This window comes from Streptomyces sp. NPDC028289 (genome assembly GCF_055565975.1).
In genome coordinates this window covers 119,125-141,289 of record NZ_JBVHTI010000004.1, presented here as the reverse complement: position 1 = coordinate 141,289, position 22,165 = coordinate 119,125, and the positions used below count along the sequence as shown (strand labels likewise).

Below are 22,165 nucleotides of genomic sequence, written 5' to 3'. Positions count from 1 at the left end.
CGACCCGGCGGCCGCAGCAGGAGGAGTACGAGTGAGACGTCTTCCCCACAGACGGGCCACGGTAGGAGCCGCCCTGGTCTCCACCGCGGCCTTCCTCGCCGTCGGCATCCAGTCGGTCCCGGCGAACGCCAAGCCCGCCACCCCCCACCCCAGCCCCGTGCGCACCGGAGGCCTGGAGGCCAAGCTCACCCCCGCCCAGCACAGCGCACTGCTCAAGAGCGCCCGGCAGAAGACCGCCGCGACCGCCCGCACGATAGGCCTCGGCGCCAAGGAGAAGCTGGTCGTCAAGGACGTCGTCAAGGACAACGACGGCACCGTGCACACCCGTTACGAGCGCACCTACGCCGGCCTGCCGGTCCTCGGCGGCGACCTGATCGTGCACACCCCGCCCGCCACCCTCGCGGCCGGAACCGTGAGTACGACCTTCAACAACAAGCACACCATCACGGTCCCGACGGTCAGCGCGTCCTACAGCAAGTCGGCCGCCCAGACCAAGGCGCTCAGGACGGCCAAGGCCCTCGACGCCCAGAAGCCCGTCGCCGACGGCGCCCGCAAGGTGATCTGGGCCGGCAACGGCACCCCGAAGCTCGCCTGGGAGACCGTGATCGGCGGCTTCCAGGACGACGGCACGCCCAGCAAGCTGCACGTCGTCACGGACGCCACCACGGGCAAGGAGCTCTACCGCTACCAGGCTGTCCAGACCGGTACGGGCAACACCCAGTACAGCGGCACGGTGACGCTGAACACCACGCTGTCCGGTTCGACGTACCAGCTGTACGACACCACGCGCGGCGGCCACAAGACGTACAACCTCAACAACGGCACGTCGGGCACCGGCACCCTGATGACCGACTCCGACGACGTCTGGGGCACCGGATCCGGCTCCAACACCCAGACCGCCGGCGCCGACGCGGCCTACGGCGCCCAGATGACCTGGGACTTCTACAAGAACACCTTCGGGCGCAGCGGCATCAAGAACGACGGCGTCGCGGCCTACTCCCGCGTCCACTACAGCAGCAGCTACGTCAACGCCTTCTGGGACGACGACTGCTTCTGCATGACCTACGGCGACGGCTCCGGCGGCACCCACGCGCTGACCTCCCTCGACGTGGCCGGCCACGAGATGAGCCACGGCGTCACGTCGAACACCGCCGGGCTCAACTACACAGGTGAGTCGGGCGGTCTGAACGAGGCGACCTCAGACATCTTCGGCACCGGCGTGGAGTTCTACGCCAACAACTCCTCCGACGTCGGTGACTACCTCATCGGCGAGAAGATCGACATCAACGGCGACGGCACCCCGCTGCGCTACATGGACAAGCCGAGCAAGGACGGCTCGTCGGCCGACAGCTGGTACTCCGGGGTCGGCAACCTCGACGTGCACTACTCCTCGGGCCCGGCGAACCACATGTTCTACCTGCTGTCCGAGGGCAGCGGCAGCAAGACCATCAACGGCGTCACGTACAACAGCACCACCTCCGACGGTGTCGCCGTCGCCGGGATCGGCCGGGCCGCGGCCCTGCAGATCTGGTACAAGGCGCTGACGACGTACATGACGTCGAGCACCAACTACTCCGCCGCCCGCACCGCCGCCCTGAACGCGGCCGCGGCGCTCTACGGCACGAGCTCCACCCAGTACGCGGGTGTCGGCAACGCGTTCGCCGGCATCAACGTCGGCAGCCACATCACCGTGCCCACCTCGGGCGTCACGGTCACCAACCCGGGCAGCCAGTCCTCGACCGTCGGCACCGCGGTGAGCCTGCAGATATCGGCGAGCAGCACCAACAGCGGCTCGCTGACCTACGCGGCGACCGGCCTGCCGACCGGCCTGTCCATCAACAGCTCGACCGGCGCCATCACCGGAACACCCACGACGTCGAGCACCTACAGCACCACCGTCACGGTGACCGACTCGACGGGTGCCACCGGCACGGCGTCCTTCACGTGGACCGTCAGTTCCAGCGGCGGCGGGGGCACCTGCACCTCGACCCAGCTGCTGGGCAACCCGGGCTTCGAGTCGGGCAACACCACCTGGACGGCGTCCAGCGGTGTCATCACCACCGACAGCGGTGAGGCGGCCCGTACCGGTTCCTACAAGGCGTGGCTCGACGGCTACGGATCGACCCACACCGACACGCTGTCCCAGTCGGTGACGATCCCGTCCGGCTGCACCGCCACCACGTTCACCTTCTACCTGCACATCGACACGGCCGAGACCACCACCAGCACCCAGTACGACAAGCTGACGGTCACTGCCGGTTCGACCACGCTGGCCACGTACTCCAACCTCAACGCGGCCTCCGGGTACGTGCAGAAGTCCTTCAGCCTCGGGTCCTACGCGGGCTCGACCGTCACCCTGAAGTTCAGCGGTGTCGAGGACTCCTCGCTCCAGACCAGCTTCGTCGTCGACGACACCGCCGTCACGACCGGCTGACATAGCTGACATCCGGCAGTCGAGCGTCCCGCACCCGCGAGCCGGGTGCGGGACGCCCGCGCGAGTCAGCTCAGCGGGTCGAGCGTGAGGTACGCCTGCTGCGGACTGCCGTCGTTGACCAGCGACTCCTGGTTGCCGACGTCGTCGAAGGCGAAGGCGTACGCCTTGCCGTCGGCCATCTGGGCATGGATCCCGCGGGCGTACTGGTTGGTGACCGGGTCCAGGTAGAAGTCGGCCGGGTCGGTGTCCGGCTGGCTGGAACTGGTCAGCAGCGTCGACCGGTTGAAGCCCGCGCACAGGGTGCGTGAGATCGGGCCGCGGACCTGGTCGTTGGGCGCGTCGAGCAGGTTGTGGCAGCCGAAGATGCTGTTCGCGTCGGGCTTCTGGAAGCTCGTCACCACCGCTCCGGCCGCGTTGGTGAAGTTCATGACGTTCCCCGAGACGCGGCCGTAGTACTTGGTGTTCGGCTGGTCGGCGAACGGCGTGACGGTCAGGGTCGACGTCGCGTACTTCGACCAGACCCGGTTGACGTAGTCGTCCATGACGGTCGAGGCGAGCGCCCCGGTCTCCACGCCGTAGAGCGGGGAGAGCGCGCGGAGCACGGTGCCGTCGGACCGCGTCTGGACCAGGTTGGCCCAGCCGCCCGCCTGTCCGCGCAGGGCGCTGAAGAACCCGTTGTAACCGCCCGACTTGAGGTGCCCGGTGCCGGCCGTGCTGCCGTCGGCGCGCTGCACCCCGACCGCGTACGGCACCGAGAACATGTCCACCTGGGTGCTGTTGATCCACAGACCCGAGTCGTTCAGCGTGTACTCGGACCAGTTGAAGAGGATGTTCCGGTTCGGGTCGCTCGGATTCTGGACGGCGGGCTGCACCAGACCGCCGGTGGTCAGTCTGAAGTCGAGCTTCTGGCCGTAGGAGAAGTAGATCCGGCCGGAGAACTTCGGGATCCGGATCGTCTTCGACTGGCCCGCCGCCGGGCCCGTGATCGAGGCGTCCGGTGCCGGGGTCGGCGGGTTGCCGCCGGCCGGCCAGGCGTGGAAGGTGCCGTTCGCGTCGGCCCAGCCCTGCTGTCCCGAGGAGAGCTGGGTGCCGAGGTCGTAGACGTACACCTGGTCGCCGCGGCCGGAATTGTTGGTGATCTTCAGCGGGATCGTGTCCGGCACGGCCGCGCCGGCCGGTGCCGGCGTGCCCAGCGTGAGCACCCCGCCGATCAGCGCCGCCGCAGCCGTGAGCGGCAGCGCCCGGCGTACGAGTCCTGTGCGCACTCTCCACCTCCGTGTGGGGTCGGGGTTGGTCCGGGAAATTGGTCCGGACCAATTCTGAGAGCGCTCTCAGGTTGGCTGCGGGGCGGGTGCATGTCAATGGTGCGGACGAAATCGGGGCCCGCCGGTCGACGGGCCCCGGAAACCGGATGGACCGGGTGGATCAGAAGGTGCGCTTCAGGAGGTCGAGCAGCGCGGACCAGTGCCGCTCGTCGGCCTCGGCGGAGTAGGCCGGAGTGTCGGCCTGCGTGTAACCGTGGTCGGCGCCCCGGTAGATCTCGCAGGTGTTGCGGACTCCGGCGGCGTCGAGGGCCGCTTCGAAGGTGCGGATCTGCTCCTCGGTCATCGACTGGTCCTGGTCGGCGAAGCCGAAGTACAGCTCCGCGGTGATCCGGTCGGCCAGCAGGTGCGGGCTGTCCGCGTCGTCGGTGACCATCCGGCCGCCGTGGAAGCCGCCCGCGGCCGCGACCCGGTCCGGGAACGCGGCGGCAGTGCGCACGGCCAGCCGGGCGCCCATGCAGTAACCGGTGATCGCCACCGGCCCGTCGGCCACCAGCGGGCTCCCGGCCAGCCAGTCCAGGTAGGCGGCCGAGTCCCGCTCGCTGAGCTCGGGCGTCAGCGACATCATGATCGGCATGATCCGCTGCCAGATCGTCGGGTCCACCGAGGGGTCGATGAACTCGGGGAGGTCGATGACCGGCGTGCGGCCGCTGCGGTAGAAGACGTTGGGGAGCAGGACCGTGTAGCCCGCCCCGGCGAGCCGGTCCGCCATCGACTTCAGGTGCGGGCGGATCCCGAAGGCGTCCTGGTACAGCAGCACGCCCGGGTGGGGGAGTCCGTCGGCGGGGTGGGCCAGGTAGGCGTCGGCGACACCGTCCTCGGTGGTGATGTCCACGTCGGATCCCTGTACGGCGGTCATGGCGCAAGTGCCTCTCTGTGGAGTCGGCGTCGGGGTGGGGGACACCCGGCGCGGCATGTCCTGATCATCGTGGCACGCGAAGGTGAGAGGCCCGCTCCGGGGGAGCGGGAACTGGTCACTCGAAGCGCGAGGTGTCGCCCGCGCCACGGCGGACGATCTCCGCCTCGCCGCCGGAGAAGTCGATGACCGTGGTCGGCTCGGTGCCGCACTCCCCGGAGTCGACCACCGCGTCCACCTGGTGGTCCAGCCGGTCCTTGATCTCCCAGCCCTGGGTCAGCGGCTCCTCCTCGTCCGGCAGCAGCAGGGTGCTGGACAGCAGCGGCTCGCCCATCTCCGCCAGCAGTGCCTGGGTGACCACGTGGTCGGGGATGCGGACGCCGACGGTCTTCTTCTTCGGGTGCAGCAGCTTGCGCGGCACCTCGCGGGTCGCCGGGAGGATGAAGGTGTAGCTGCCGGGCGTCGACGCCTTCACGGCCCGGAACACGTCGTTGTCCACGCGCACGAACTGGCCGAGCTGCGCGAAGTCCCGGCACATCAGCGTGAAGTGGTGCCGGTCGTCCAGATGCCGGATGGTGCGGATCCGGTCGATGCCGTCCCGGCTGCCGAGCTGGCAGCCCAGCGCGTAGCAGGAGTCGGTCGGATATGCGATGAGCGACCCCGAGCGGACCGCGTCGGCGATCTGCGAGATGCTGCGCGGCTGCGGGTTGTCGGGGTGCACGTCGAAGTACTTCGCCATCCGCCGAGCTTATGCCGTACGGCGACTTCCGGCCGAGCGGGGCGCTCCGCGGGTGGTGCCGCGATGTGCCGCCGTGTGCCGTCTGTCGACTGCCGCGCCGTCGTGGCTGGTCGCGCAGTTCCTCCCCAGCCTTGGGTCGGGGGTACCCCCAGCGCTCCTTCGGGGGCGCTGCCCAGCTGCGGACTTCGCGGGATCCGGTTGGTACCGGGAGGCGTGCGGCCCTGCCTGGCCGCCGTCGGTCACGGGGCCGGCGGCTTCGGAAAATCGGTGCGCATACCCCGTGGATTCCTGGGCACCCGAAGAATCAGCCACCCCGGGGCCCACCCCCCGGCCCCGGGTGAGGCTTTCTCCGTCGGCGGCCCCTCCCCCGAGGGCCGCCGGCGGAGCCGTGCCCGCCGGTCGGGACCGGGCTTCGTTCATCGGGTAACGTCCGTGGACCGAGGCCGACGCGAGGGACGAGGGGCAGGGCGAGATGGCAGGCCGAGCAGGCGAGGGCCCGCAGCACCCGGTACTCCATGACGACGGCTGGGCCGAGCGGCTGCTCGACCATCTGCGTCCCGGCGCCCGCGACCCGCGCCGGGTGGTCGCCTGGCTCGCCGGCGCCGTGCAGGGGACCGTCTGCCTCCAGGACGCCGACGGCACCCTGCTCGCCGGAACCCCGGTTCCCCTCGACGCAGGTCTCGCGGCCGACGTGACCGCCGGGCGGATCTCCGCCGCCGCCGTCCAGGACGGCGACCGCCACCTGCGGCTGGTCGCGGTCCGCGCCCCCGACCCCCGTCCGGCGGCCGCCGGACTGCTCGCCGTGGCCCGCACCACCCCCTTCGACCGGCGCGCCGCGGAGATCGTCACCCACACCGCCGGAGTCGTCGAACTCCTGCTGCGCGAACGGGAACTGACGGCCGCCGGGCACCGGCTCCGGCGGGCCACCGCCGACCTGCGCCTCGCCATCCTGCAACTCCTGATGGTGGAGGACACCGTCTCCGCCCGCCGCGTCGCCGCCGGCCTGTGGCCCGGACTGCTCGACACCGACAGCGCCTGCGTGTACATCGTCGAGGGGCAGCCGGCGGAACGCGACGGCCTCGCCGAGGACTGCCTTGTCGTGACCCGCGGCCAGGCCCTCGTCGTGCGCTGCCCCGCGATGGACGGCCACGTCATCGTCCTCAGCCCCGCGCCCGCGACGGCCGAGCGGCTGCGCTCCCTCGTCGACGGCCGCCCCGGCACCTTCCTCGGCGGCAGCGTCCGGCAGAACCTGGCCCAGACGTCCACCGCCTACGGCCAGGCCGTCAGCGCCCTCGCCGTCGCCCGCTTCCGCCCCGACCAGGCCGCCGTCTACGCCGAACGCACCCACCCGGAACGGCTGATGGACCCGGGCGCGCTGCACGCCTGGTCCGCCGCCGTGCTGCGACCGCTCGACACCCTGCCCCACCACACCCGCGCGGAACTCCTCGCCACCACCCGCCTCGGCCTGGAGTTCACCGCCGTCAGCGCGGCCAAGGTCCTCGGCGTCAGCCGCAACACGGTGCGTGCCCGCATGGACCGGGTCGAGGCGCTGCTGGGCGCGGACTTCTCCGACCTCACCGTGCGTGCCACCGCCCATCTGGCCCTCAACACCCAGGCGGCCCTGACGGAGGATCTCGCCGCCGCGGTGCCCCGGCCGTCCGGCGTCCGGCTGGGCGACCTGCTGGCCGGTCCGGCGCTGCGTTCCTGGGCGCACGACCTCCTGGACCGCCTGGTCCGGGACGGCCGCGACCTGCGCGGCACCCTGCGCGCCTGGATCGCCGCCGGCGGCAACGCCGAACGCGCCGCCCAGGACCTGGGCGTGCACGCCCAGACCGTCCGCGAACACGTGCGGGGCGCCGAACCCGTCCTGGAACGCCAGCTGCTGGCCGCCGGTACCGACCTGTACGAGGTGGTGCTGGCCCATCTCGCCCTCGGGGACCTCGCCGCACCCCTCCTGCTGCGGGCGAATCCGGGCCAACCGGACTCACCTGTGCACGGGTGAGTCCTCGGCGGGTACGAACGGGCATCGGCGCGATACCCAACGGCCGGATCCGGACGTATGTTCACGATGCGCGGGGGCACGACCGGAACGGGGGACCGGTCGAGGCCCCCGCGACCTCCGGGTTCACCCTTCCAGACGTACCGGGATCTCCTGCCAGCCGCACGCGATGAACGACGGCACCTGCCGCAACTCGTCCGCCCCGGCCGCGAGCCGCAGCCCCGGGAACCGCTCGAACAGCGCGGGCAGCGCGGCCAGCGCCTCCGCCCGGGCCAGCGGCGCGCCGATGCAGCGGTGCACGCCGACACCGAACGCCAGGTGGTCGTCGCCACCCCGAGCGGCGTCGAACGCGGCCGCGTCCGGCCCGTAGTGCGCCGGATCCAGGCCGGCTGCCGCGAACGTCGTGATGATCGCGTCCCCTGCCGGGATCGTGACGTCCCCGGCCTTCAGGTCGCTCACCGCGAACCGCAGCGGCAGCGAGGCGATGGACGGATGCACCCGCAGCGTCTCGTCGATCACCGCGTCCCAGCCGACCGTTCCGGCGCGCACGGCGGCCAGCTGCACCGGATCCGTCAGCAGCGCCACGACCGCGTTGCCGATCAGGTTGACCGTGGTCTCGAAGCCGGCCCCGATCACCAGCAGCAGCGTGTACAGCAGCTCCTCGTCGCTGAGCCGGTCGCCGTCCTCGTCGCGGACCCGGATCAGCTCCGTGGTCATGTCGTCGCCCGGGTGCTCCACCTTGTACGCGATCAGCCCGCCGAGGACCGTGCCGATCCGCTCCTGCACGAACGCGGCGTGCTCGGGGGTCGGGTCGGAGGTGTCCATGATGGCCGCGATCAGCGCACCGGTGTCGTCCCGCAACTCGTCGGGCACCCCGAACAGTTCGCAGATCATCCGCATGGGCAGCGGCTGCGCGAGACCGGCCCGCAGATCCACCACCGCGCCGTCGGACCCGGCGGCCGCCACGCCGTCGAGCAGTTCCGCGGCGATCGCCGCGACGCGCGGCCGCATCGCCTCGGTACGGCGGTGCGTGAAGCTCGGCGCCACCAGCTTGCGCAGCCGCGTGTGGTCGGGGCCGTACGCGGAGAGCATGTTGACCACGCCGATCCAGCCCAGCACCCAGCCCCAGGAGGGGTGTTCGCCGATCTCCGGCCAGAGCCGCCAGTGCTTGCGCGGGTCCTTGCTGACCCGGGGGTCGAGGATGAGTTCCTTGAGGACGTCGTAGCCGGTGGGCGCCCAGGCGGGTATGCCGCCGGGCAGTTCGACGGGCACCACGGGGCCGAGGGCGCGCAACCGTGCGCTCTCGGCCGGGATGTCGGAGCCGAACGGGTCGAGGGCGATGCGGTCGGTGACGGTCACGACGACTCTCCAGGCTGGTCGGGGGAGCGGGGACTGAACCGGACGGGCAGCGAGGTCAGCGAGCGGTGGAACGGGCCGGGCCGCCAGCTGAGCTTCTCGCGGGGCAGGACCGGTTCGAGGTCGGGCAGCCACAGGGTGAGCCGTTCGATCGCCTCGGTCGCGATGAGCAGCGCGTGGTGCCGGACCGGGCAGGCGTGCGGGCCGGCACCCCATGACAGGTGCGAGGCGTCCGAGGCGCGCCGGCCGCTGGTGACCTCCCGTTCGGCGAACAGCCCGACCGCACCGAAGGAGACCACCACCGGGATCGCCGGCCTGACCCACGCCCCGTGGAAGGAGACCGGCCGACGGGCGTAGTAGATGCCGTAGTTGGCCAGCGGGGTCTCGTGGTGCAGCACCTCGACCACCGCGTCCATGACCGGACGGGCGCCGCTGGTCAGCGTGGAGTAGTAGAGCGGGTTGCCGAGGATCCGGGAGAGCGCGTTGGAGACGAGGTTCGTACTCGGCTCGTAGCCGGCGCCCAGAGTGAGGAACACCTGCCAGGTGACCTCCTCCGGGGTCAGCTGGGCGGGATGGTCCAGGAGCATGCTCGGCAGGTCTTCGCCGGGCTCCTCGACCTTGGCGGCGATCAGCCGCAGCACGTACGCGACGAAGTCCGCCTCGCCCTCCGCCGCCTGTGCGCCGCCCTCCATCATCTTCAGGAGGCCCTCGTTGAGCCGGTCGCCCTGGCTGTCCGGCAGCCCGAACAGGTTGTTGAAGACCAGGGCCATCAGGGGCCGGGTGAAGTCGGTGACGAGGTCGGCCTCGCCCCTTGGCCCGAACCGGTCGACCAGCAGCCGGACCGCCCGGTGCACCAGCTGGCGCAGGTCGTGGGGCTCGATCAGGTCGAACACGTCGATGAGGGCGGTGCGGTAGCGGATGTGCGCGTCGGCGTCGGAGAACAGGGCGTTGGGCCGCCAGCGCATCATGCCGAGCAGCGGGGAGTCCTCGGGGACGGTCGCCTCCCAGTCCCGCGGGTCGTGCGAGAAGGTCTCCACGTCCCGCAGCACGTCGAGGGCGGCGCGCCGCTCGGTGACCACGTACGCCGGGGTGCCCGGCGCGAGCTCCGCCCAGCCGACCGGACCCTGGGCGCGCAGGGCCGCGTAGTAGCCGTGCGGGTTGCGGGCGAACCCCTCCTCCCACAGCCGTACCGGACCCGAGACGGTGAAGGACTGCTGCGCGGTCATCGGGCCTCCGCCGGCCGGTCGTCTATCAGATGCTGAACGAGGGCGAGCAGCGCGTCGACCGAGGAGTGCGCGTCCCGGGCGTCGCAGGTCACCATCGGGGTGCCCGGCGCCAGGTCCAGGGCGGCGCGCAGCTGGTCGCCCGTGTAGTGACTCGGCGCGTCGGGAAACGCGTTGAAGGCGACCGCGTACGGCAGCCCCGCCTCCTCCACCAGACCGAGCACGTCGAAGGAGGCGTCGATGCGGCGGCTGTCGACCAGGACCAGGGCGCCGAGGGCGCCGTAGGAGATGTCGTCCCACAGCGTCCGGAACCGGTCCTGTCCCGGTGTCCCGAACAGGTACAGCACGATCCCGCCGGACAGGCTGATCCGCCCGAAGTCGATGGCGACGGTCGTCGTCTCCTTCTCCCGTACTCCGTCGAGATCGTCGACGGGGACGGAGGCCTCGGTGAGGTGCTCCTCGGTGTGCAGCGGGTGGATCTCCGACACCGAGTCGATCAGGGTCGTCTTGCCCACCCCGAACGGCCCGGTGACCAGGATCTTCACCAGGTCGCGGGCGCCGTCGGGGAGATGGGTGCCGCCCGCGCGGGGCAGCTCACCGGTGCTTGAGGGCGCGGAGGCCATCGGCCACTCTCTTCAGCAGGTCGGGGTCGAACCGTTCGGCGGGCGGGATCGGCGCGCGGGCCAGGACCAGGTCCCGGTCGACGAGGTCGGCGGCCAGCACCCGCACGGCGGAGAACGGCAGCCGCAGCAGCGCCGCCGCCTCCACCACCGTCAGCGCACCGCCGGACAACAGCTCCAGCAGGGCCTGTTCGGCCGCCGGCAGGCCGGCGGGCAGAGGAGTCCCGTCACGGCTGAGCACCGTCAGCCGTTCCAGGTACGGACGGCTGGGCCGGGCCACCCCGCCGGTCGACAGGTACGCGGGGACCAGGGGACGGCCGCCACGGCGGCCGGTCATGCCGGCGCGCCGCCGTCGGAGCCTCTGGGCGCGGCCGCCATCGCCTTCTCGCCCAGCCGGGCCACCTGCGAGTGCACCCGGTGCGCCAGCAGGTCCAGGCGCACCTCGGGGTCGCCGTAAGCGGCGACACAGGTGCCGTGCTCGGTCGGCACGATCAGCACGTATCCGTGGTCCGACTCGATGACCACCTGCCGGACGTCGGCCCGTTCCCGGTTCGCGAACGCGGCCGCCGCGGCCCGGCAGGCGCCCTGCACGGTACTGGTGATCGCGGCGACCCGCTCGGCACTCGCCCGGGACAGGCCGTCGGTGTAGCCGGTCGCGAGGCCGTCCCGGGTGAGCAGGACGGCGGCCAGTACATGCGGAACCTGCAGGACGGGGTCCAGCACCCATGCCGTCTCGCCCACATCGCGGCTGGTCATCTGGCCGCTCCTCCTTCGTCGTCGGTCCGCTGGGGTTCGGGCGCGCTCGCCCGTTTGGGGGCCCGCGCCGCCGCGGTGCCGTACTGCAGGGCCGCGAGCGCGGCGGCCGCCTCCTCGGGCCGGCGCGCGGCCGGCTGCGGCTGCGGCACGCCGGGTGCGGCGGCCGGGGTACGTCGGCGCCGCCGCGGCAGACCGCCCAGGTCGCCCGGGGTCTCGCGGCCGGGTGCGGGGGCGGGGGTGCGTTCGTGCTCGGGCCCCGGCCCGGACCCGGCCGGCGTCGGCTCGGCGACCGCCGGGGACCCGGCCGGAACGATCTCGGGCACGGGCGTCTCGGACCCGGGGGCCTGGGGCACGGGCGTCGCCCCCACGGCTTCCTCGCGCACGGGCGTCGCGCGCACAGTGACCTCACGCTCCGGCTCCCTGCGCACCACGCGCTCCCGGGTCGACCGTGGCGCGCTCGCCGAGGGGGGCCGTTCGCCCGGGTCGATCCGTCCGAGCAGATGGCTGTCCACCCGCAGCACCGCGCGCACCCCGCCGTAGGGCGAGGGGGAGGAGACGTCCACGTTCAGGTCGAACTGGCGGGTGAGCTGGCCGATCGCGGCCAGACCCATGCGCGGCGGGTCGCCGAGGTCGGTGAGCAGGATCGGGTCGCTGCCCGCCACCAGCCGCTGGGCGCGGGCTCGTTCGTCCTGCGTCATGCCGAGGCCCGCGTCGTCCACGGTCACGCACACCCCGTGGTGGACGTGTTCCAGATTGACCACGACGTCGGTGTCCGGCGCCGAGTGGCGCAGCGCGTTGTCGAGGAGTTCGGCGACGATGATGGCGGCCGGCTCGACCGCGTGCGACACCAGGGCGGTGCCCGGCTCCAGGTGGTTGTGGACCCGGACCCGGTGGTAGCCGGAGAGCCGGGCCTGGCCGCCGGTGACGGCGTCCACCACGTGGGACTCCTCACGGGCCAGCCCTACCCAGGCCCCGCACACCACGGCCGCGACCTGTGCCCGCCGCAGCGACTGCTCGTTCTCGTGGTCCAGCGCGAACAGCGTCTGCGCCAACTCCGGTTCGTCGTAGCGCTGCTGGAGCCCCCGCAGGGCGTCCTGCAGGCGGTACAGGGCGGCCTGGATCTCCCGGGTGGCGCCGCGCATACCGGCCTGCGCGGCCGCGTCGATCCGGGTGCGCTGCGCGGTCAGCTCCTCGCGCAGCGCGGTGAGCACGTACTCCAGCGCGATCCCGGTGGGGGTCCCGGGCGTGTGCTGCCCGGCCGGGCCGGGCACCTTCAGGTGCGGGTGGGCGAGCTGGGCCGCGGCCGCCGGCATCCGGCGGGCGGCGAGATGCTCGACCTCGGTGACGAATGCGCCCTCGGCGCCCTCCAGCCGGGCGCGCAACTCCGTCACCTCGGCCCGCAGCGCGGCCTTCTGGCGCCGGGACCTCAGCAGGCTGCCACCGAGGGCGAGCGCGGAGAGCGTTCCGGCGGCGAGACCACCGGCCACCAGTTCCGGTAATTCGATCATGGAATCGGTTTCCAGGGGAGTAGGGCAGCAGTGGGCAGGGGGGAGCCCGGGGCCCTCCCATGTGGCGCTCGCTGCACAGTACACACCGTCATTGACCGGCCCCGCACGGTGAATCGTTACATCCCTGCGAATCCGTTCGGTGACTGTTCGCTTCTGTGTCAAGTGTCGGAAATGCCGTGCAGGCCAAGTGAGTTGAGGTTCAGTCACCGCGTGCCGTCACCGCGTGACTGAGGCAGGCGCGGGGAGGTCGAAGACGTGGGCCGGGGAGATGATCCGGGTGACCGCCTCGCCGAACAGGGTGCTGGGCTCGATGTCACCCTTGTAGCCGATGTCGGTGTTGAGCAGCACGACCACGGACGTCCGGGCCGAAGGCAGATGGACGGTCAGCGACTCGTAACCCGGCAGCGAGCCGTTGTGCCCGATCCACCCCTGGACGTCGAAGATGCCGAGGCCGTACCCGGCCCCCTGGATGCCGGTCGACGGGGTGGTCAGCCGCTGCTTCTGGACGGCCGGCCCGACCATGGTCCTGCCGTCGGGGAAGACCCCGGTGGCCACGGTGCGTGCCCAGGTGTGCAGATCGTCCAGGTCCGAGATCATCGCGCCGGCGGCCCAGCCCCAGGACGGGTTCCAGCCGGCGGTCTCCTCGACCTTCCCGGTGGCCGTCTGGTTCGTGTAGCCCTGGGCGTGCGGCGTGGGGAACTCGTTCCCGGTCGGGAACAGGGTGCGGCTCATGCCCGCAGGCTCCAGGACGTGCTGTTCGAGGTAGTCGCCGAGCCGCTGCCCGCTCTCCTTCTCGACGAGCAGGCCGAGCAGGATCAGATTGGTGTTGGAGTAGGAGAACTTCTCCCCGGGCGGGAACATCGCCGGGTGCCGGAAGGCGTACCCGAGCAGCTGCCGCGGAGTGAAGGAGCGCTGCGGATCCGAGGTCAGCGCCTTGAAGAAGTCCGCGTCCTCGGAGTAGTTGAACAGTCCGCTGCGCATCCCGGCCAGCTCCCGCAGGGTGATCCGGTCGCCGCCCGGCACGCCGTCGAGGTACGTGCCGATGGGGTCGTCCAGGCCGACCTTGCCCTGGTCGACCAGTTGCAGAACGGCGGTCACGGTGAACGTCTTGGTCTCGCTGCCGATCCGCACGTACAGGTCGGGCGACATCGTCTGCCCGGTCGCCTTGTTCGCGACCCCGAAGGAGCGAACGTAGTCGCGCTGCCCGGGTGTCCAGACGCCCACGGTCACGCCGGGCACGTCCGCCTCACGCATGACGTGCTGTACGGCCGCGTCGAGTTGGCGGGCCACCGCCGGGGTCATCGCACGGACGTCCTGGCTGCCGGACGGGGAGGGGACGGGCGACGGCGCGGCGAACGCGGCCGGTGCGGGGGCGGGCGCTGCGACGACGGGCGGCACGGTGAGTGTCCCCAGCACGACGGCGACCGCTGCCCCTCGGCGCAGCACGGCGGACGGGTACGGCATGGGCTGACTCCAAGCACGTGAGAGGGAACGTGCGGTGGGGTCGGACGTCAGAACCCTGAATTCACAGGATACGAGCACGGCCGCGAGGCCGCCTGCCGACCGCGAGCCGCCGGAATGCCTGCAGCCGGAATGGTTGTAGGACGGGCGGAGGGGGCCGATCGGGGGGTGCGCTCACCCGCCCCGGTGAGCGCGTCGGGCGGCGCGTACCACCCGTGCGTTCCCTGCGTTGCCCCGGCATGGACGGAACCCCTCACGCTCCCTGGCGCACGGTCCAGGAGCCGCGCGCCCTCCTCTCCCGTGAGCCGATCTACGCCCAACTCGTCCGGGAGTGGCGGGAGCAGGGCCGGACGGTGCCGGCCGAAGCGGAGGCCCGGTGGGCCACCGTCCTCATCCTGCTGCCCCGTCGCTGACCTCACTGCTCCTCGCACACCGGCCGCAGCACCGCCAGGGTGCCGTTGGCCTCGCGCAGCGCCGACTCCAGCGTGGCCGGCCTGTGCAGCGCGCCACTGCCGTCGGGCGGCACCAGCCACTCCAGGAATCGCGTGGGCCGGTACGGCGGCGGTACGGCGACCCACGCCCCCTTGGTCGCGTACCGCAGCCCGCCCCCGATCCAGCCGCCGGACGGGTCGGGCGGCAGGAAGAACCCGACCCGGCGCGCCGCGCTGTCCACCAGGGTCGGCCCGGGCACCGGCAGGGACGGCCGCCACAGCAGGTCCAGCGTGAGCAGGCCGAGCCGGTCCGGCACGCTCAGCACATCCCAGAAGCGGCCCGCCTCCAGCAGCGAGACGCCCTCACCGTGGTCCCACTCCCACTTGCACGCCCGGGGGTCCGCCGAGGCCGCCGCAAGCCATTCCACGCCCTGCATCCACATCCTGTTCGTCATGCACCGCTCCGGGATATCTCGCTCACCTGTTTCACGCGCAGGGGAGCGACCGACACCGGGCGCTCGGCGCGTCCGCACGCCAACCCGGCATATGCATGCTGGTAGATATTTCTAACTGGCGGAAGGGGTGGCGAACCGTGGCGTTTGAGGGCGAATGTTCGAGCACCGCACAGTGGTGCGAGTGCTGCTCAAAACGGCGGAATTTCCCCAATGAGCGGGCGCGCTCGATTCGGGTGTCGTGGCAATCGATTCGATCGTTAGATCTTGATTTGTGGGTGGTATCGGTCGTACTCTCCCGTCATTCCGTCGTCTCCGCTCGACCAGAGGTACTCCATGGACCGCACCCGACTGCACGCCCTCCTGGCCCGCGAGAGCGCGGAGGCGGAGCGGCGGAACCCCAGCTCCCGAGCGGCATATGCCGATGCCGGCCATCTCTTCGGCCGGGTCCCGATGACGTGGATGAACAAGACCGCCGGCGCCTTCCCCCGGTACCTGGCGACCGCTCGCGGTGCCCGGGTCACCGACGTCGACGGGCACACGTACATCGACTTCTGCCTCGGCGACACCGGCGCGATGGCCGGTCACTCGCCGGCCGCCGTGACCGAGGCGGTGCACCGCCGGTTCGCCGAGCTGGGCGGGGCCACCGCGATGCTGCCGACGGAGGACGCGGAGTGGGTCGGCGCCGAACTGACCCGGCGCTTCGGGCTCGCCCGCTGGAGCTTCTCGCTGACCGCGACGGACGCCAACCGGTGGGCGATCCGGCTCGCCCGCGCCGTCACCGGGCGCCCGAAGATCCTGGTGAACAGCTACAGCTACCACGGCAGTGTCGACGAGTCCCTCATCGTGGTGGGCCCCGACGGCAAGGGAGCGCCGCGCCCCGGGAACGTCGGCGCGCCCTGCGACGTCACCCTGACCAGCCGGGTCGCCGAGTTCAACGACCTGGACCAGCTGGAGCGCGAACTCGCCCACGGCGACGTGGCGGCCGTCCTCATGGAACCCGCCCTCACCAACATCGGCATCGTCCTGCCCGAGCCCGGCTACCTGGAGGGCGTGCGCGCCCTCACCCGGCAGTACGGCACGCTGCTGATCAACGACGAGACGCACACCTTCTCGGCGGGACCCGGCGGCTGCACCGCCGCCTGGGACCTGGAGCCCGACCTGCTCACCATCGGCAAGGCCATCGGCGGCGGCATCCCGGCCGGCGCCTACGGCCTCTCCGCCGACCTCGCCGAGCGCCTCCTCGCCCGCGCCGACCTGGACCTGGTGGACATGGGCGGGGTCGGCGGCACTCTCGCCGGAAACGCGCTCTCCGTGGCGGCGACCCGGGCCACCCTGGAGCACGTGCTCACCGACGAGGCGTTCGAGCACATGGCACGGCTCTCCGCGCGCTTCGAGTCCGGCGTCCGCTCCGCCGTCGAGGCGCACGGCCTGCCCTGGTCGGTCAGCCGCCTCGGCGCCCGCACCGAGTACCGCTTCGCCTCCCCGGCCCCGCGCACCGGCACGGCGTCCGAGGCCGCCGCCGACCCCGAGCTGGAGGACTTCCTGCACCTGTACCTCGCCAACCGGGGCATCCTCCTCACCCCCTTCCACAACATGGCCCTGATGTGCCCCGACACCACGGAGCAGGACGTGGACACCCACACCGCCGTGTTCGGCGCCGCCCTGCTCGAACTGGTCGGCTGAGGAAGACGAGAAGAGACGAGGAAGGGGAGGGGCATGGTGCACATGGACGACATCGACCGGGCCATCCTGCGCGAGCTCCAGGCCGACGGCCGTATCGCCTATGCCGACCTCGGACCCAGGGTCGGCCTCTCCGCCTCCGCTGCCCGGCAGCGGCTGCAGCGGCTGCTGGACTCCCGGGCCGTGCAGGTCGTCGGCGTCACCGACCCGATGGCCATGGGCGGCCAGGCGATGGCCCTGCTCGGCATCGGCGTGGACGGCGACCCCCGAGCGGTGGCCGACGCGCTCGCCGGACACCCTGCGGTGGTGTACTCCGTCTTCACCTCGGGTGGCTTCGACCTGTTCGCCGAGGTGGTCACGCCCGGACCGAAGGACCTGCTCGACTTCGTCAACGACGTGGTCAGACCGATCGAGGGCGTCCGCGAGGTGAGGCCCTTCCCGTACTTCGGCATCCACACCCACCGGTTCCTGTGGGAGGTGGGCTGAGCGCGCGGCCGACGGCGGTGCCCGGACCTCAGCCGATGGCCGGTGTCAGGACCAGCATGGTGGCGTCGTCACGCACCTCGTAATGGCGGGTCAGGTCCGTCCACACAAGTTCGGTGAGCGCGGCCGCGTCCACGCCCGCGAACCCGGCGAGCCGCTCCGGAAGCGGATAGAAGCCGCCGGCCCCGTCGCGTGCCTCCCAGACGCCGTCCGAGGCGAGGAACAGCCGGTCGCGGGACCCCAGCTCCACGGTGACCTCCTTCGCCTGCTCCACTCCCACCAGCCCCAGCCCCAGCGGCGCCCCGGGTGCGACGGTCACTTCCTGGGCCAGTCCGTCCCGCAGCAGCACGGGCGCCGGGTGGCCGCAGGCCACGATCCGCACGGACCGCAGGTCGGCGGAGAACTCCAGCAGCAGGGCCGTGGCGAACAGCTCCGCGTGCGGGACGTCGGCGGAGTCCACCGTCAGTCTGCGGTCCATCCGCGCCGCCACCGACTCCAGGTCCTCCAGGTCGAGCACCGCCTCCCGGAACGCGCCGAGCAGCGACACCACCGTGGCGACGGCGGCCAGCCCGTGCCCCCGTACGTCCCCCATCACCGCCCGGACCCCGTACGGGCCGTCGCGCACGTCGAAGAAGTCCCCGCCGACCAGCGTCCCGTGCTGCGCGGCCCGGGACAGCCCCACGCACCCCACCGCCCCGACCCGCTCCGGCAACGGCGGCAGCACGGCCCGCTGCACCGCCTCGCCCACCGCCCGTTCGGTGAGCAGCTGGGCGTCGCGGTGACTGCGCACGTAGGACACGAACACGCTCAGCAGCGCCACGAAGGTGACGGTGAGGAGGTCGGTGTCGCCGGGATGGTTCAGGTGGGTGGCGGGCACGTTGAGCAGCAGCACCACCAGGCAGCTGAGTACGGCGGTCGCCAGCGGGCCGTAGGAGAGGACGGCCAGCGGCGGGATGGCGCCGAGCAGGAATCCGAAGTCGTCTCCGTCGGGGCTGATCAGCGTCGCCGCCGTCACGAGACCGAGCAGGGCGACGGGCAGCACCCTGATCCAGCGTGGCGGCGGCGCACCCTGCAACCAGCCACGACCGTCCCGGTAGCCACGCGACGACCAGCCGCGCACCGAAGTCACATCCCTAAGCTACGCCCGTGACCGGTCGCCGCACCCGTCCCGATCTTGAAATGCCGCGCCGGGAAAACCCGTGGACGCGTCGGTGCCCGGGCTCTAACGTGTGACCGCACGCCCAGGACCGGACGGAAGGAGGCGAGTGCGATGTCCCACACACCCATCCCGCGCTCCCTCCCCGTTTCCCGGGCGTGACAGGTCTGAGCTGACCCGGGAGCGCTCCCCGTAGCACGCATCCCGGAGGAATCCGTGACCGATCCGGTCATCCGTACGCTCGACGACAGCACCGCCCGTCTCTTCGACGACCTGCCCGACCCGCTGCGCATGCGGGAGAAGCACCAGCGCACCCAATTCCGCCCCGACTGGCAGCGCGTCGCCCTGCGCGACGGCCGTGTGGTCGCCCGGGCCGCCTGGTGGGGCGTTCCCGGGGCCACCGAGCCGCTCGTGATCAATTGGTTCGACGTGGCCGAGGGCGAGGAGGAGGCCGGCGCCGAGCTGCTGCTCGGCGCACCCTGGCAGGTCGAGGAACTGGAGCTCGACCTGCCCCCGGGCTGGCACGACGTGCCAGAGCTGCGCACCGCCGCCGAGACCCGCTTCGCCGCCGCCCGCAAGGCGGGCTTCGAGCTCCTGGTGGAGCGTTACAACTATCGCTGGACCCCCGAGTGCGGCCTGCCCGAGCGGCCCGGCCGCCTCCTCTTCACCCCCGAACCCGATGACGGGGTGTTCTTCGACGCCCTGCGCCGCATCCACTCCGTCACCCTGGACGCCCACGCCCGCCGCGCCATCGAGCAGGGCGGAGTGGACCAGGCGGCCCAGGAGGAGATGGACTTCTTCCACTGGATGCCCTCGCCCCGGGAGTGGTGGCAGATCGGCCGCACGCCCGACGGCGAGCCGGTCGGCATCCACATCCCCGGGCGCAACCCGGGAGGGCCCTGCGTCGGGTTCATCGGCGTCCTGCCCGAGCAGCGCGGGCACGGCTACGCCTACGACCTGCTCGTGGAGTGCACGCACTTCCTCGTCGAACAGGGCGCCGATGTCATCGCCGCCGCCACCGACCAGGGCAACACCCCCATGGCCGCACACTTCGCCAGGGCTGGATACCCCGTCGTCCGGGAGCGGGTGAACTTCTGGGCGGCGGGCGCTGTCAGTGCCGGGTGACATGCTGACAGCGCGGTGATCGACAGCTGACGGGAGGAGCCGGCATGGGGTTCGAGGGTGACGTCTGGCGGGTGCGCGGCGGGCGGGAAGCGGTCGGCGAGATCGTCGTCGACGAGGCCGACTTCCCCTGGCTGCACGGCACCTTCACCCCCGGCCCCGGCTTTGCGGGCGTCCGGGGCCTGTTTGCCCGGGAGCTGGTCCTGGCGGCGGACGAGGACTGGGAGGCCTGGGAAGAGGCCCACGGCGAGATCCGCCGCCAGGTGTCCCTGATCTCGCCGGACGGCCCGGTCCCCGAGTTCCTGCTGCACATCGAGGGGGACCGGGCGTGGTTCAGATGGAGCGACGAGCCGTTCGACGAGAACTAGCCGCGTGAGCGTCTAGCCCACGTCCTTGCCCAGCACGGTCTCCGCCTCCGCGAGGATCTCGGTGACCCGCAGGCCGAAGGCCGCGTCGCACGGGTGCGCCCGCCCCGTGCGCGCGGCCTCGACCAGGGCGTCGGCGGCCCGCGTCAGAGCGGGAACCGCTCCCTCCGCACTCCTCGGAAGGAGCGTGACCCCCGCCTCGCCCCGCAGCTCCACCTCGGCCCCGGCGGCCGCAGGCGGCGCGGTCAGGCTCAGCGTCACCGTGCTCGACGCCCCGCCCGCGTGTTCGAGGACGAGATGAACGGTGTCCACGGGACCGTGCACGGCGGCCGCCACCCGCCGTACGTCGCCCAGCACCGGCAGCAGCACGGACAGGGCGTGCGGACCCACGTCCCAGAGCGCGCCCTTCTCCCGCCGCCACGGCGAGTCGGTGGCCGGGCCCGCACCGGCGAACAGGGAACCCAGCCAGTGCGCCTGGGCCGTGAACCACCCCGTCGCGGCGGCCTGTTCACCGATCCATGCCTCCGGCTCCTGCTGGAACCGGGTGGTGAAGAACACCACCGAGGCGACCCGGGCCCGCTCGGTGGCCTCCACCACCGCCCGCCCCTCGGCGACGCCGATCGCGAGCGGCTTGTCCAGCAGCAGGTGCCGGCCGGCCGTCGCGGCCCGCACGGCCAGCTCCGCCTGGACGAGCGGCGGCAGCGCCACGGCCACCGCGTCCACGTCGCCGAGCAGCGCGTCCACGTCGTCGTACGCCCGGACGCCGTACTCCCCGGCCAGTTCCGCGGCGGCCTCGGGGCGGCGGCCCCACACCCCGGTGAAGTCCAGCGAACCGTGCCCCGCCAGCGCGGGGGCGTACGCCGCCCGTGCCCAGGGCCCGGTGCCCAGCAGTCCGATGCGCATCTCGCGTTCCTTTCTCCGTACCCGGTCCCACATCGTCGCCCAGCCGGTCAAGGCGTCGTGCTCCGCCCCCGCTCGGCGTACGACCGGCACCGGTCGCCGCCGTGCGCCAGCCATCCGGCGATGGTCTCGGCGATCGGCTGACCGGTGTCCATCTCCACGAACCCGAACTGACCCGACTGGTTGCACTCCAGGAACCACCAGATGCCGTCGGCGTCCTCCGCGAAGTCGAAGGCACCGTAGGCCAGCTCGGCGTCCTTCATGTACGTGTGGACGGCCTCGGCGACTCGCGGCGGCACCTCCGCCTCCTGCCAAGGGAAGTCGGACGGCGCGAACCGGACGTCCACGTCGTCGGGGTGGGCGTCCGGGCTCACCGGCTTGCGGGCGGCCAGCAGCCGCTCGCCGACCACCGTCAGCCGGATGTCGGCGCGCTTGGCCACCCGCCGCTGCAGCAGCGTCGGGCCGAACGCCACCGCCGCGAAGTCGGTGTCCGGTGCCACCCGGCTGGTCGGCACCGCCCGCGGCGGCTCCTGCGGATGCGCGCCCGACACCGGCTTCACCACGAGGTCCGGGAACCGCTCCGCGAACTCCCGGGCCGCCTGCGGAAACGTGGTGATCAGCGTCGCGGGCACGGCGAGCCCGCTGTGCTGCGCCAGCCGCAGCTGCCACGGCTTGTGGCGGGCCCGGCGGGCCGCGTCCGGATCGTTCATCCAGCGCGCCTCGGTCCCGCGCAGCATGCCGTACAGCGCCTGCGCGGACTCCTCGGTCAGCCAGGGCGACGGCTGCGCCGCCCGGGCGGCCGCCGCCCCCGGCCTGCGCACCCAGATGGAGCGCAGGCCGTTCATGCTCACCAGGCGCCCGTTCACGGACAGGTGTCCGCGGCTGACGCCCTGCACATACTCGCCCGACAGGGCCACACCACTGGTCAGATCGGCAGGATCGAGGCGGACGACGGGCACTCCGGCCTCGTGCAGCCGGAGGACCACCATGTCCGCCGTCACGTCCTCGTCACTGGTCAGGATGAGCACGGTCATCGTGAGGATCCGCGATCAGTCGTCGAAGTGCGTCTTGGAGCCCGCGGTGGAGGTCGTGGTCCCCAGGGCTCTGAGCGTTGCGTGATCGGTGGCTGCGATCCGGCCATCGTGGAGAACGTTCAACTGCAGTCCGGAGTCATACGCGTACGGAGTGGTGACGTCCAACTGCACTGCGGGGCGTGCGTAGTTGAGCGCGAACGGTTGCATGGTCTCTCCCTGTTTCGTTCTTCCATGCACTTATACGATTCGAACGCGTGGTTGGTTT

The 22,165-nt window shown here is 72.0% G+C and carries 22 protein-coding genes; 7 read left to right on the top strand and 15 right to left on the bottom strand.

Annotated elements, in window-relative coordinates; translation table 11 throughout:
• Positions 1–31: 31 nt before the first annotated feature.
• On the top strand, positions 32–2,434 hold the full coding sequence (locus tag ACZ4UV_RS20610) for a M4 family metallopeptidase (protein ID WP_467839602.1): 2,403 nt from the start codon (positions 32–34) through the stop codon (positions 2,432–2,434).
• 65 nt (positions 2,435–2,499) lie between these two features.
• On the opposite strand, the gene ACZ4UV_RS20605 is transcribed toward ACZ4UV_RS20610, so the two are convergent.
• From ACZ4UV_RS20605 to ACZ4UV_RS20595, 3 genes are all read right to left on the bottom strand, one after another.
• Positions 2,500–3,699, bottom strand: a complete 1,200-nt coding sequence (locus ACZ4UV_RS20605; protein WP_451023153.1) for a glycoside hydrolase family 64 protein — start codon at positions 3,697–3,699, stop codon at positions 2,500–2,502.
• A 160-nt stretch (positions 3,700–3,859) separates the two neighbouring features.
• Positions 3,860–4,615, bottom strand: a complete 756-nt coding sequence (locus ACZ4UV_RS20600; RefSeq protein WP_390044855.1) for a dienelactone hydrolase family protein — start codon at positions 4,613–4,615, stop codon at positions 3,860–3,862.
• A gap of 115 nt (positions 4,616–4,730) precedes the next feature.
• A complete protein-coding gene (locus ACZ4UV_RS20595; protein WP_293995093.1) occupies positions 4,731–5,351 on the bottom strand; it encodes an L-threonylcarbamoyladenylate synthase in 621 nt (206 codons plus the stop codon).
• Positions 5,352–5,823: 472 nt separating this feature from the next.
• Here ACZ4UV_RS20595 and ACZ4UV_RS20590 point away from each other — a divergent pair, with 472 nt between their 5' ends.
• A complete protein-coding gene (locus ACZ4UV_RS20590; RefSeq protein WP_467839598.1) occupies positions 5,824–7,353 on the top strand; it encodes a helix-turn-helix domain-containing protein in 1,530 nt (509 codons plus the stop codon).
• Positions 7,354–7,476: 123 nt separating this feature from the next.
• On the opposite strand, the gene ACZ4UV_RS20585 is transcribed toward ACZ4UV_RS20590, so the two are convergent.
• The 7 genes from ACZ4UV_RS20585 to ACZ4UV_RS20555 form a co-directional block, all read right to left on the bottom strand.
• Positions 7,477–8,709: a cytochrome P450 family protein gene (locus ACZ4UV_RS20585; RefSeq protein ID WP_467839595.1), complete on the bottom strand. Its 1,233-nt coding sequence runs from the start codon at positions 8,707–8,709 to the stop codon at positions 7,477–7,479.
• Positions 8,706–9,932, bottom strand: coding sequence for a cytochrome P450 family protein (locus ACZ4UV_RS20580; RefSeq protein WP_451018003.1), 1,227 nt, complete (start codon positions 9,930–9,932; stop codon positions 8,706–8,708). Before ACZ4UV_RS20580 ends, ACZ4UV_RS20585 begins: the two co-directional genes overlap by 4 nt.
• A complete protein-coding gene (locus tag ACZ4UV_RS20575) occupies positions 9,929–10,552 on the bottom strand; it encodes a GTP-binding protein (RefSeq protein ID WP_351502561.1) in 624 nt (207 codons plus the stop codon). Before ACZ4UV_RS20575 ends, ACZ4UV_RS20580 begins: the two co-directional genes overlap by 4 nt.
• Entirely contained in the window at positions 10,524–10,886 is a 363-nt protein-coding gene (locus ACZ4UV_RS20570; RefSeq protein ID WP_351502559.1) for a DUF742 domain-containing protein, read from the bottom strand. The genes ACZ4UV_RS20575 and ACZ4UV_RS20570 overlap by 29 nt, the downstream gene beginning before the upstream one ends.
• A complete protein-coding gene (locus ACZ4UV_RS20565; protein WP_390044848.1) occupies positions 10,883–11,305 on the bottom strand; it encodes a roadblock/LC7 domain-containing protein in 423 nt (140 codons plus the stop codon). Before ACZ4UV_RS20565 ends, ACZ4UV_RS20570 begins: the two co-directional genes overlap by 4 nt.
• A complete protein-coding gene (locus tag ACZ4UV_RS20560; protein ID WP_451018004.1) occupies positions 11,302–12,813 on the bottom strand; it encodes an ATP-binding protein in 1,512 nt (503 codons plus the stop codon). The genes ACZ4UV_RS20565 and ACZ4UV_RS20560 overlap by 4 nt, the downstream gene beginning before the upstream one ends.
• Positions 12,814–13,029: 216 nt before the next feature.
• The gene (locus ACZ4UV_RS20555; RefSeq protein ID WP_467839590.1) at positions 13,030–14,277 is read right to left on the bottom strand and encodes a serine hydrolase domain-containing protein; all 1,248 of its coding nucleotides are present in this window, start codon (positions 14,275–14,277) and stop codon (positions 13,030–13,032) included.
• A 236-nt stretch (positions 14,278–14,513) separates the two neighbouring features.
• On the opposite strand from ACZ4UV_RS20555, the gene ACZ4UV_RS20550 reads away from it, so the two are divergent.
• Positions 14,514–14,687, top strand: coding sequence for a hypothetical protein (locus ACZ4UV_RS20550; RefSeq protein ID WP_451018006.1), 174 nt, complete (start codon positions 14,514–14,516; stop codon positions 14,685–14,687).
• A 2-nt stretch (positions 14,688–14,689) separates the two neighbouring features.
• Here the strand turns inward: ACZ4UV_RS20550 and ACZ4UV_RS20545 are convergent, their stop codons facing one another.
• Positions 14,690–15,160 carry a hypothetical protein gene (locus ACZ4UV_RS20545; RefSeq protein ID WP_351502333.1) on the bottom strand — a complete coding sequence of 157 codons (471 nt, stop codon included), beginning with the start codon at positions 15,158–15,160 and terminating at the stop codon, positions 14,690–14,692.
• 333 nt (positions 15,161–15,493) lie between these two features.
• Here ACZ4UV_RS20545 and ACZ4UV_RS20540 point away from each other — a divergent pair, with 333 nt between their 5' ends.
• On the top strand, positions 15,494–16,843 hold the full coding sequence (locus ACZ4UV_RS20540; protein ID WP_451018007.1) for a transaminase: 1,350 nt from the start codon (positions 15,494–15,496) through the stop codon (positions 16,841–16,843).
• Between the two features lie 42 nt (positions 16,844–16,885).
• The gene (locus ACZ4UV_RS20535) at positions 16,886–17,326 is read left to right on the top strand and encodes an Lrp/AsnC family transcriptional regulator (RefSeq protein WP_293995112.1); all 441 of its coding nucleotides are present in this window, start codon (positions 16,886–16,888) and stop codon (positions 17,324–17,326) included.
• A gap of 28 nt (positions 17,327–17,354) precedes the next feature.
• Here the strand turns inward: ACZ4UV_RS20535 and ACZ4UV_RS20530 are convergent, their stop codons facing one another.
• Entirely contained in the window at positions 17,355–18,452 is a 1,098-nt protein-coding gene (locus ACZ4UV_RS20530) for a PP2C family protein-serine/threonine phosphatase (protein ID WP_451018008.1), read from the bottom strand.
• A gap of 243 nt (positions 18,453–18,695) precedes the next feature.
• On the opposite strand from ACZ4UV_RS20530, the gene ACZ4UV_RS20525 reads away from it, so the two are divergent.
• Together ACZ4UV_RS20525 and ACZ4UV_RS20520 are read left to right on the top strand one after the other, a co-directional pair.
• Entirely contained in the window at positions 18,696–19,604 is a 909-nt protein-coding gene (locus ACZ4UV_RS20525) for a GNAT family N-acetyltransferase (protein WP_451018009.1), read from the top strand.
• A gap of 44 nt (positions 19,605–19,648) precedes the next feature.
• On the top strand, positions 19,649–19,969 hold the full coding sequence (locus tag ACZ4UV_RS20520) for a hypothetical protein (protein ID WP_467839584.1): 321 nt from the start codon (positions 19,649–19,651) through the stop codon (positions 19,967–19,969).
• A gap of 12 nt (positions 19,970–19,981) precedes the next feature.
• Here ACZ4UV_RS20520 and ACZ4UV_RS20515 read toward each other — a convergent pair whose 3' ends face one another.
• Genes ACZ4UV_RS20515 through tgmA form a run of 3 tightly spaced genes read right to left on the bottom strand, consistent with a single transcriptional unit; the run spans position 19,982 to position 22,107 of the window.
• Entirely contained in the window at positions 19,982–20,869 is an 888-nt protein-coding gene (locus ACZ4UV_RS20515; protein ID WP_467839582.1) for a Gfo/Idh/MocA family protein, read from the bottom strand.
• A 47-nt stretch (positions 20,870–20,916) separates the two neighbouring features.
• Positions 20,917–21,900, bottom strand: a complete 984-nt coding sequence (gene tgmB, locus ACZ4UV_RS20510) for an ATP-grasp ribosomal peptide maturase (RefSeq protein ID WP_390044831.1) — start codon at positions 21,898–21,900, stop codon at positions 20,917–20,919.
• A gap of 15 nt (positions 21,901–21,915) precedes the next feature.
• Positions 21,916–22,107 (bottom strand): putative ATP-grasp-modified RiPP, encoded by a 192-nt coding sequence (tgmA, locus tag ACZ4UV_RS20505; RefSeq protein ID WP_089102565.1) that lies wholly within the window; start codon positions 22,105–22,107, stop codon positions 21,916–21,918.
• Positions 22,108–22,165: the final 58 nt, after the last annotated feature.

Excerpts from the sequence above, each read along its gene's own strand:
- ACZ4UV_RS20555 (WP_467839590.1), bottom strand. The coding sequence starts at position 14,277 with ATGCCGTACCCGTCCGCCGTGCTGCGCCGAGGGGCAGCGGTCGCCGTC.
- ACZ4UV_RS20575 (WP_351502561.1), bottom strand. The coding sequence starts at position 10,552 with ATGGCCTCCGCGCCCTCAAGCACCGGTGAGCTGCCCCGCGCGGGCGGC.
- ACZ4UV_RS20535 (WP_293995112.1), top strand. The coding sequence starts at position 16,886 with ATGGACGACATCGACCGGGCCATCCTGCGCGAGCTCCAGGCCGACGGC.
- ACZ4UV_RS20520 (WP_467839584.1), top strand. The coding sequence starts at position 19,649 with ATGGGGTTCGAGGGTGACGTCTGGCGGGTGCGCGGCGGGCGGGAAGCG.
- ACZ4UV_RS20565 (WP_390044848.1), bottom strand. The coding sequence starts at position 11,305 with ATGACCAGCCGCGATGTGGGCGAGACGGCATGGGTGCTGGACCCCGTC.
- ACZ4UV_RS20550 (WP_451018006.1), top strand. The coding sequence starts at position 14,514 with ATGGACGGAACCCCTCACGCTCCCTGGCGCACGGTCCAGGAGCCGCGC.
- ACZ4UV_RS20540 (WP_451018007.1), top strand. The coding sequence starts at position 15,494 with ATGGACCGCACCCGACTGCACGCCCTCCTGGCCCGCGAGAGCGCGGAG.
- ACZ4UV_RS20570 (WP_351502559.1), bottom strand. The coding sequence starts at position 10,886 with ATGACCGGCCGCCGTGGCGGCCGTCCCCTGGTCCCCGCGTACCTGTCG.
- ACZ4UV_RS20560 (WP_451018004.1), bottom strand. The coding sequence starts at position 12,813 with ATGATCGAATTACCGGAACTGGTGGCCGGTGGTCTCGCCGCCGGAACG.
- ACZ4UV_RS20595 (WP_293995093.1), bottom strand. The coding sequence starts at position 5,351 with ATGGCGAAGTACTTCGACGTGCACCCCGACAACCCGCAGCCGCGCAGC.
- tgmA (WP_089102565.1), bottom strand. The coding sequence starts at position 22,107 with ATGCAACCGTTCGCGCTCAACTACGCACGCCCCGCAGTGCAGTTGGAC.
- ACZ4UV_RS20580 (WP_451018003.1), bottom strand. The coding sequence starts at position 9,932 with ATGACCGCGCAGCAGTCCTTCACCGTCTCGGGTCCGGTACGGCTGTGG.
- ACZ4UV_RS20590 (WP_467839598.1), top strand. The coding sequence starts at position 5,824 with ATGGCAGGCCGAGCAGGCGAGGGCCCGCAGCACCCGGTACTCCATGAC.
- ACZ4UV_RS20515 (WP_467839582.1), bottom strand. The coding sequence starts at position 20,869 with ATGCGCATCGGACTGCTGGGCACCGGGCCCTGGGCACGGGCGGCGTAC.
- ACZ4UV_RS20600 (WP_390044855.1), bottom strand. The coding sequence starts at position 4,615 with ATGACCGCCGTACAGGGATCCGACGTGGACATCACCACCGAGGACGGT.
- tgmB (WP_390044831.1), bottom strand. The coding sequence starts at position 21,900 with ATGACCGTGCTCATCCTGACCAGTGACGAGGACGTGACGGCGGACATG.
- ACZ4UV_RS20545 (WP_351502333.1), bottom strand. The coding sequence starts at position 15,160 with ATGACGAACAGGATGTGGATGCAGGGCGTGGAATGGCTTGCGGCGGCC.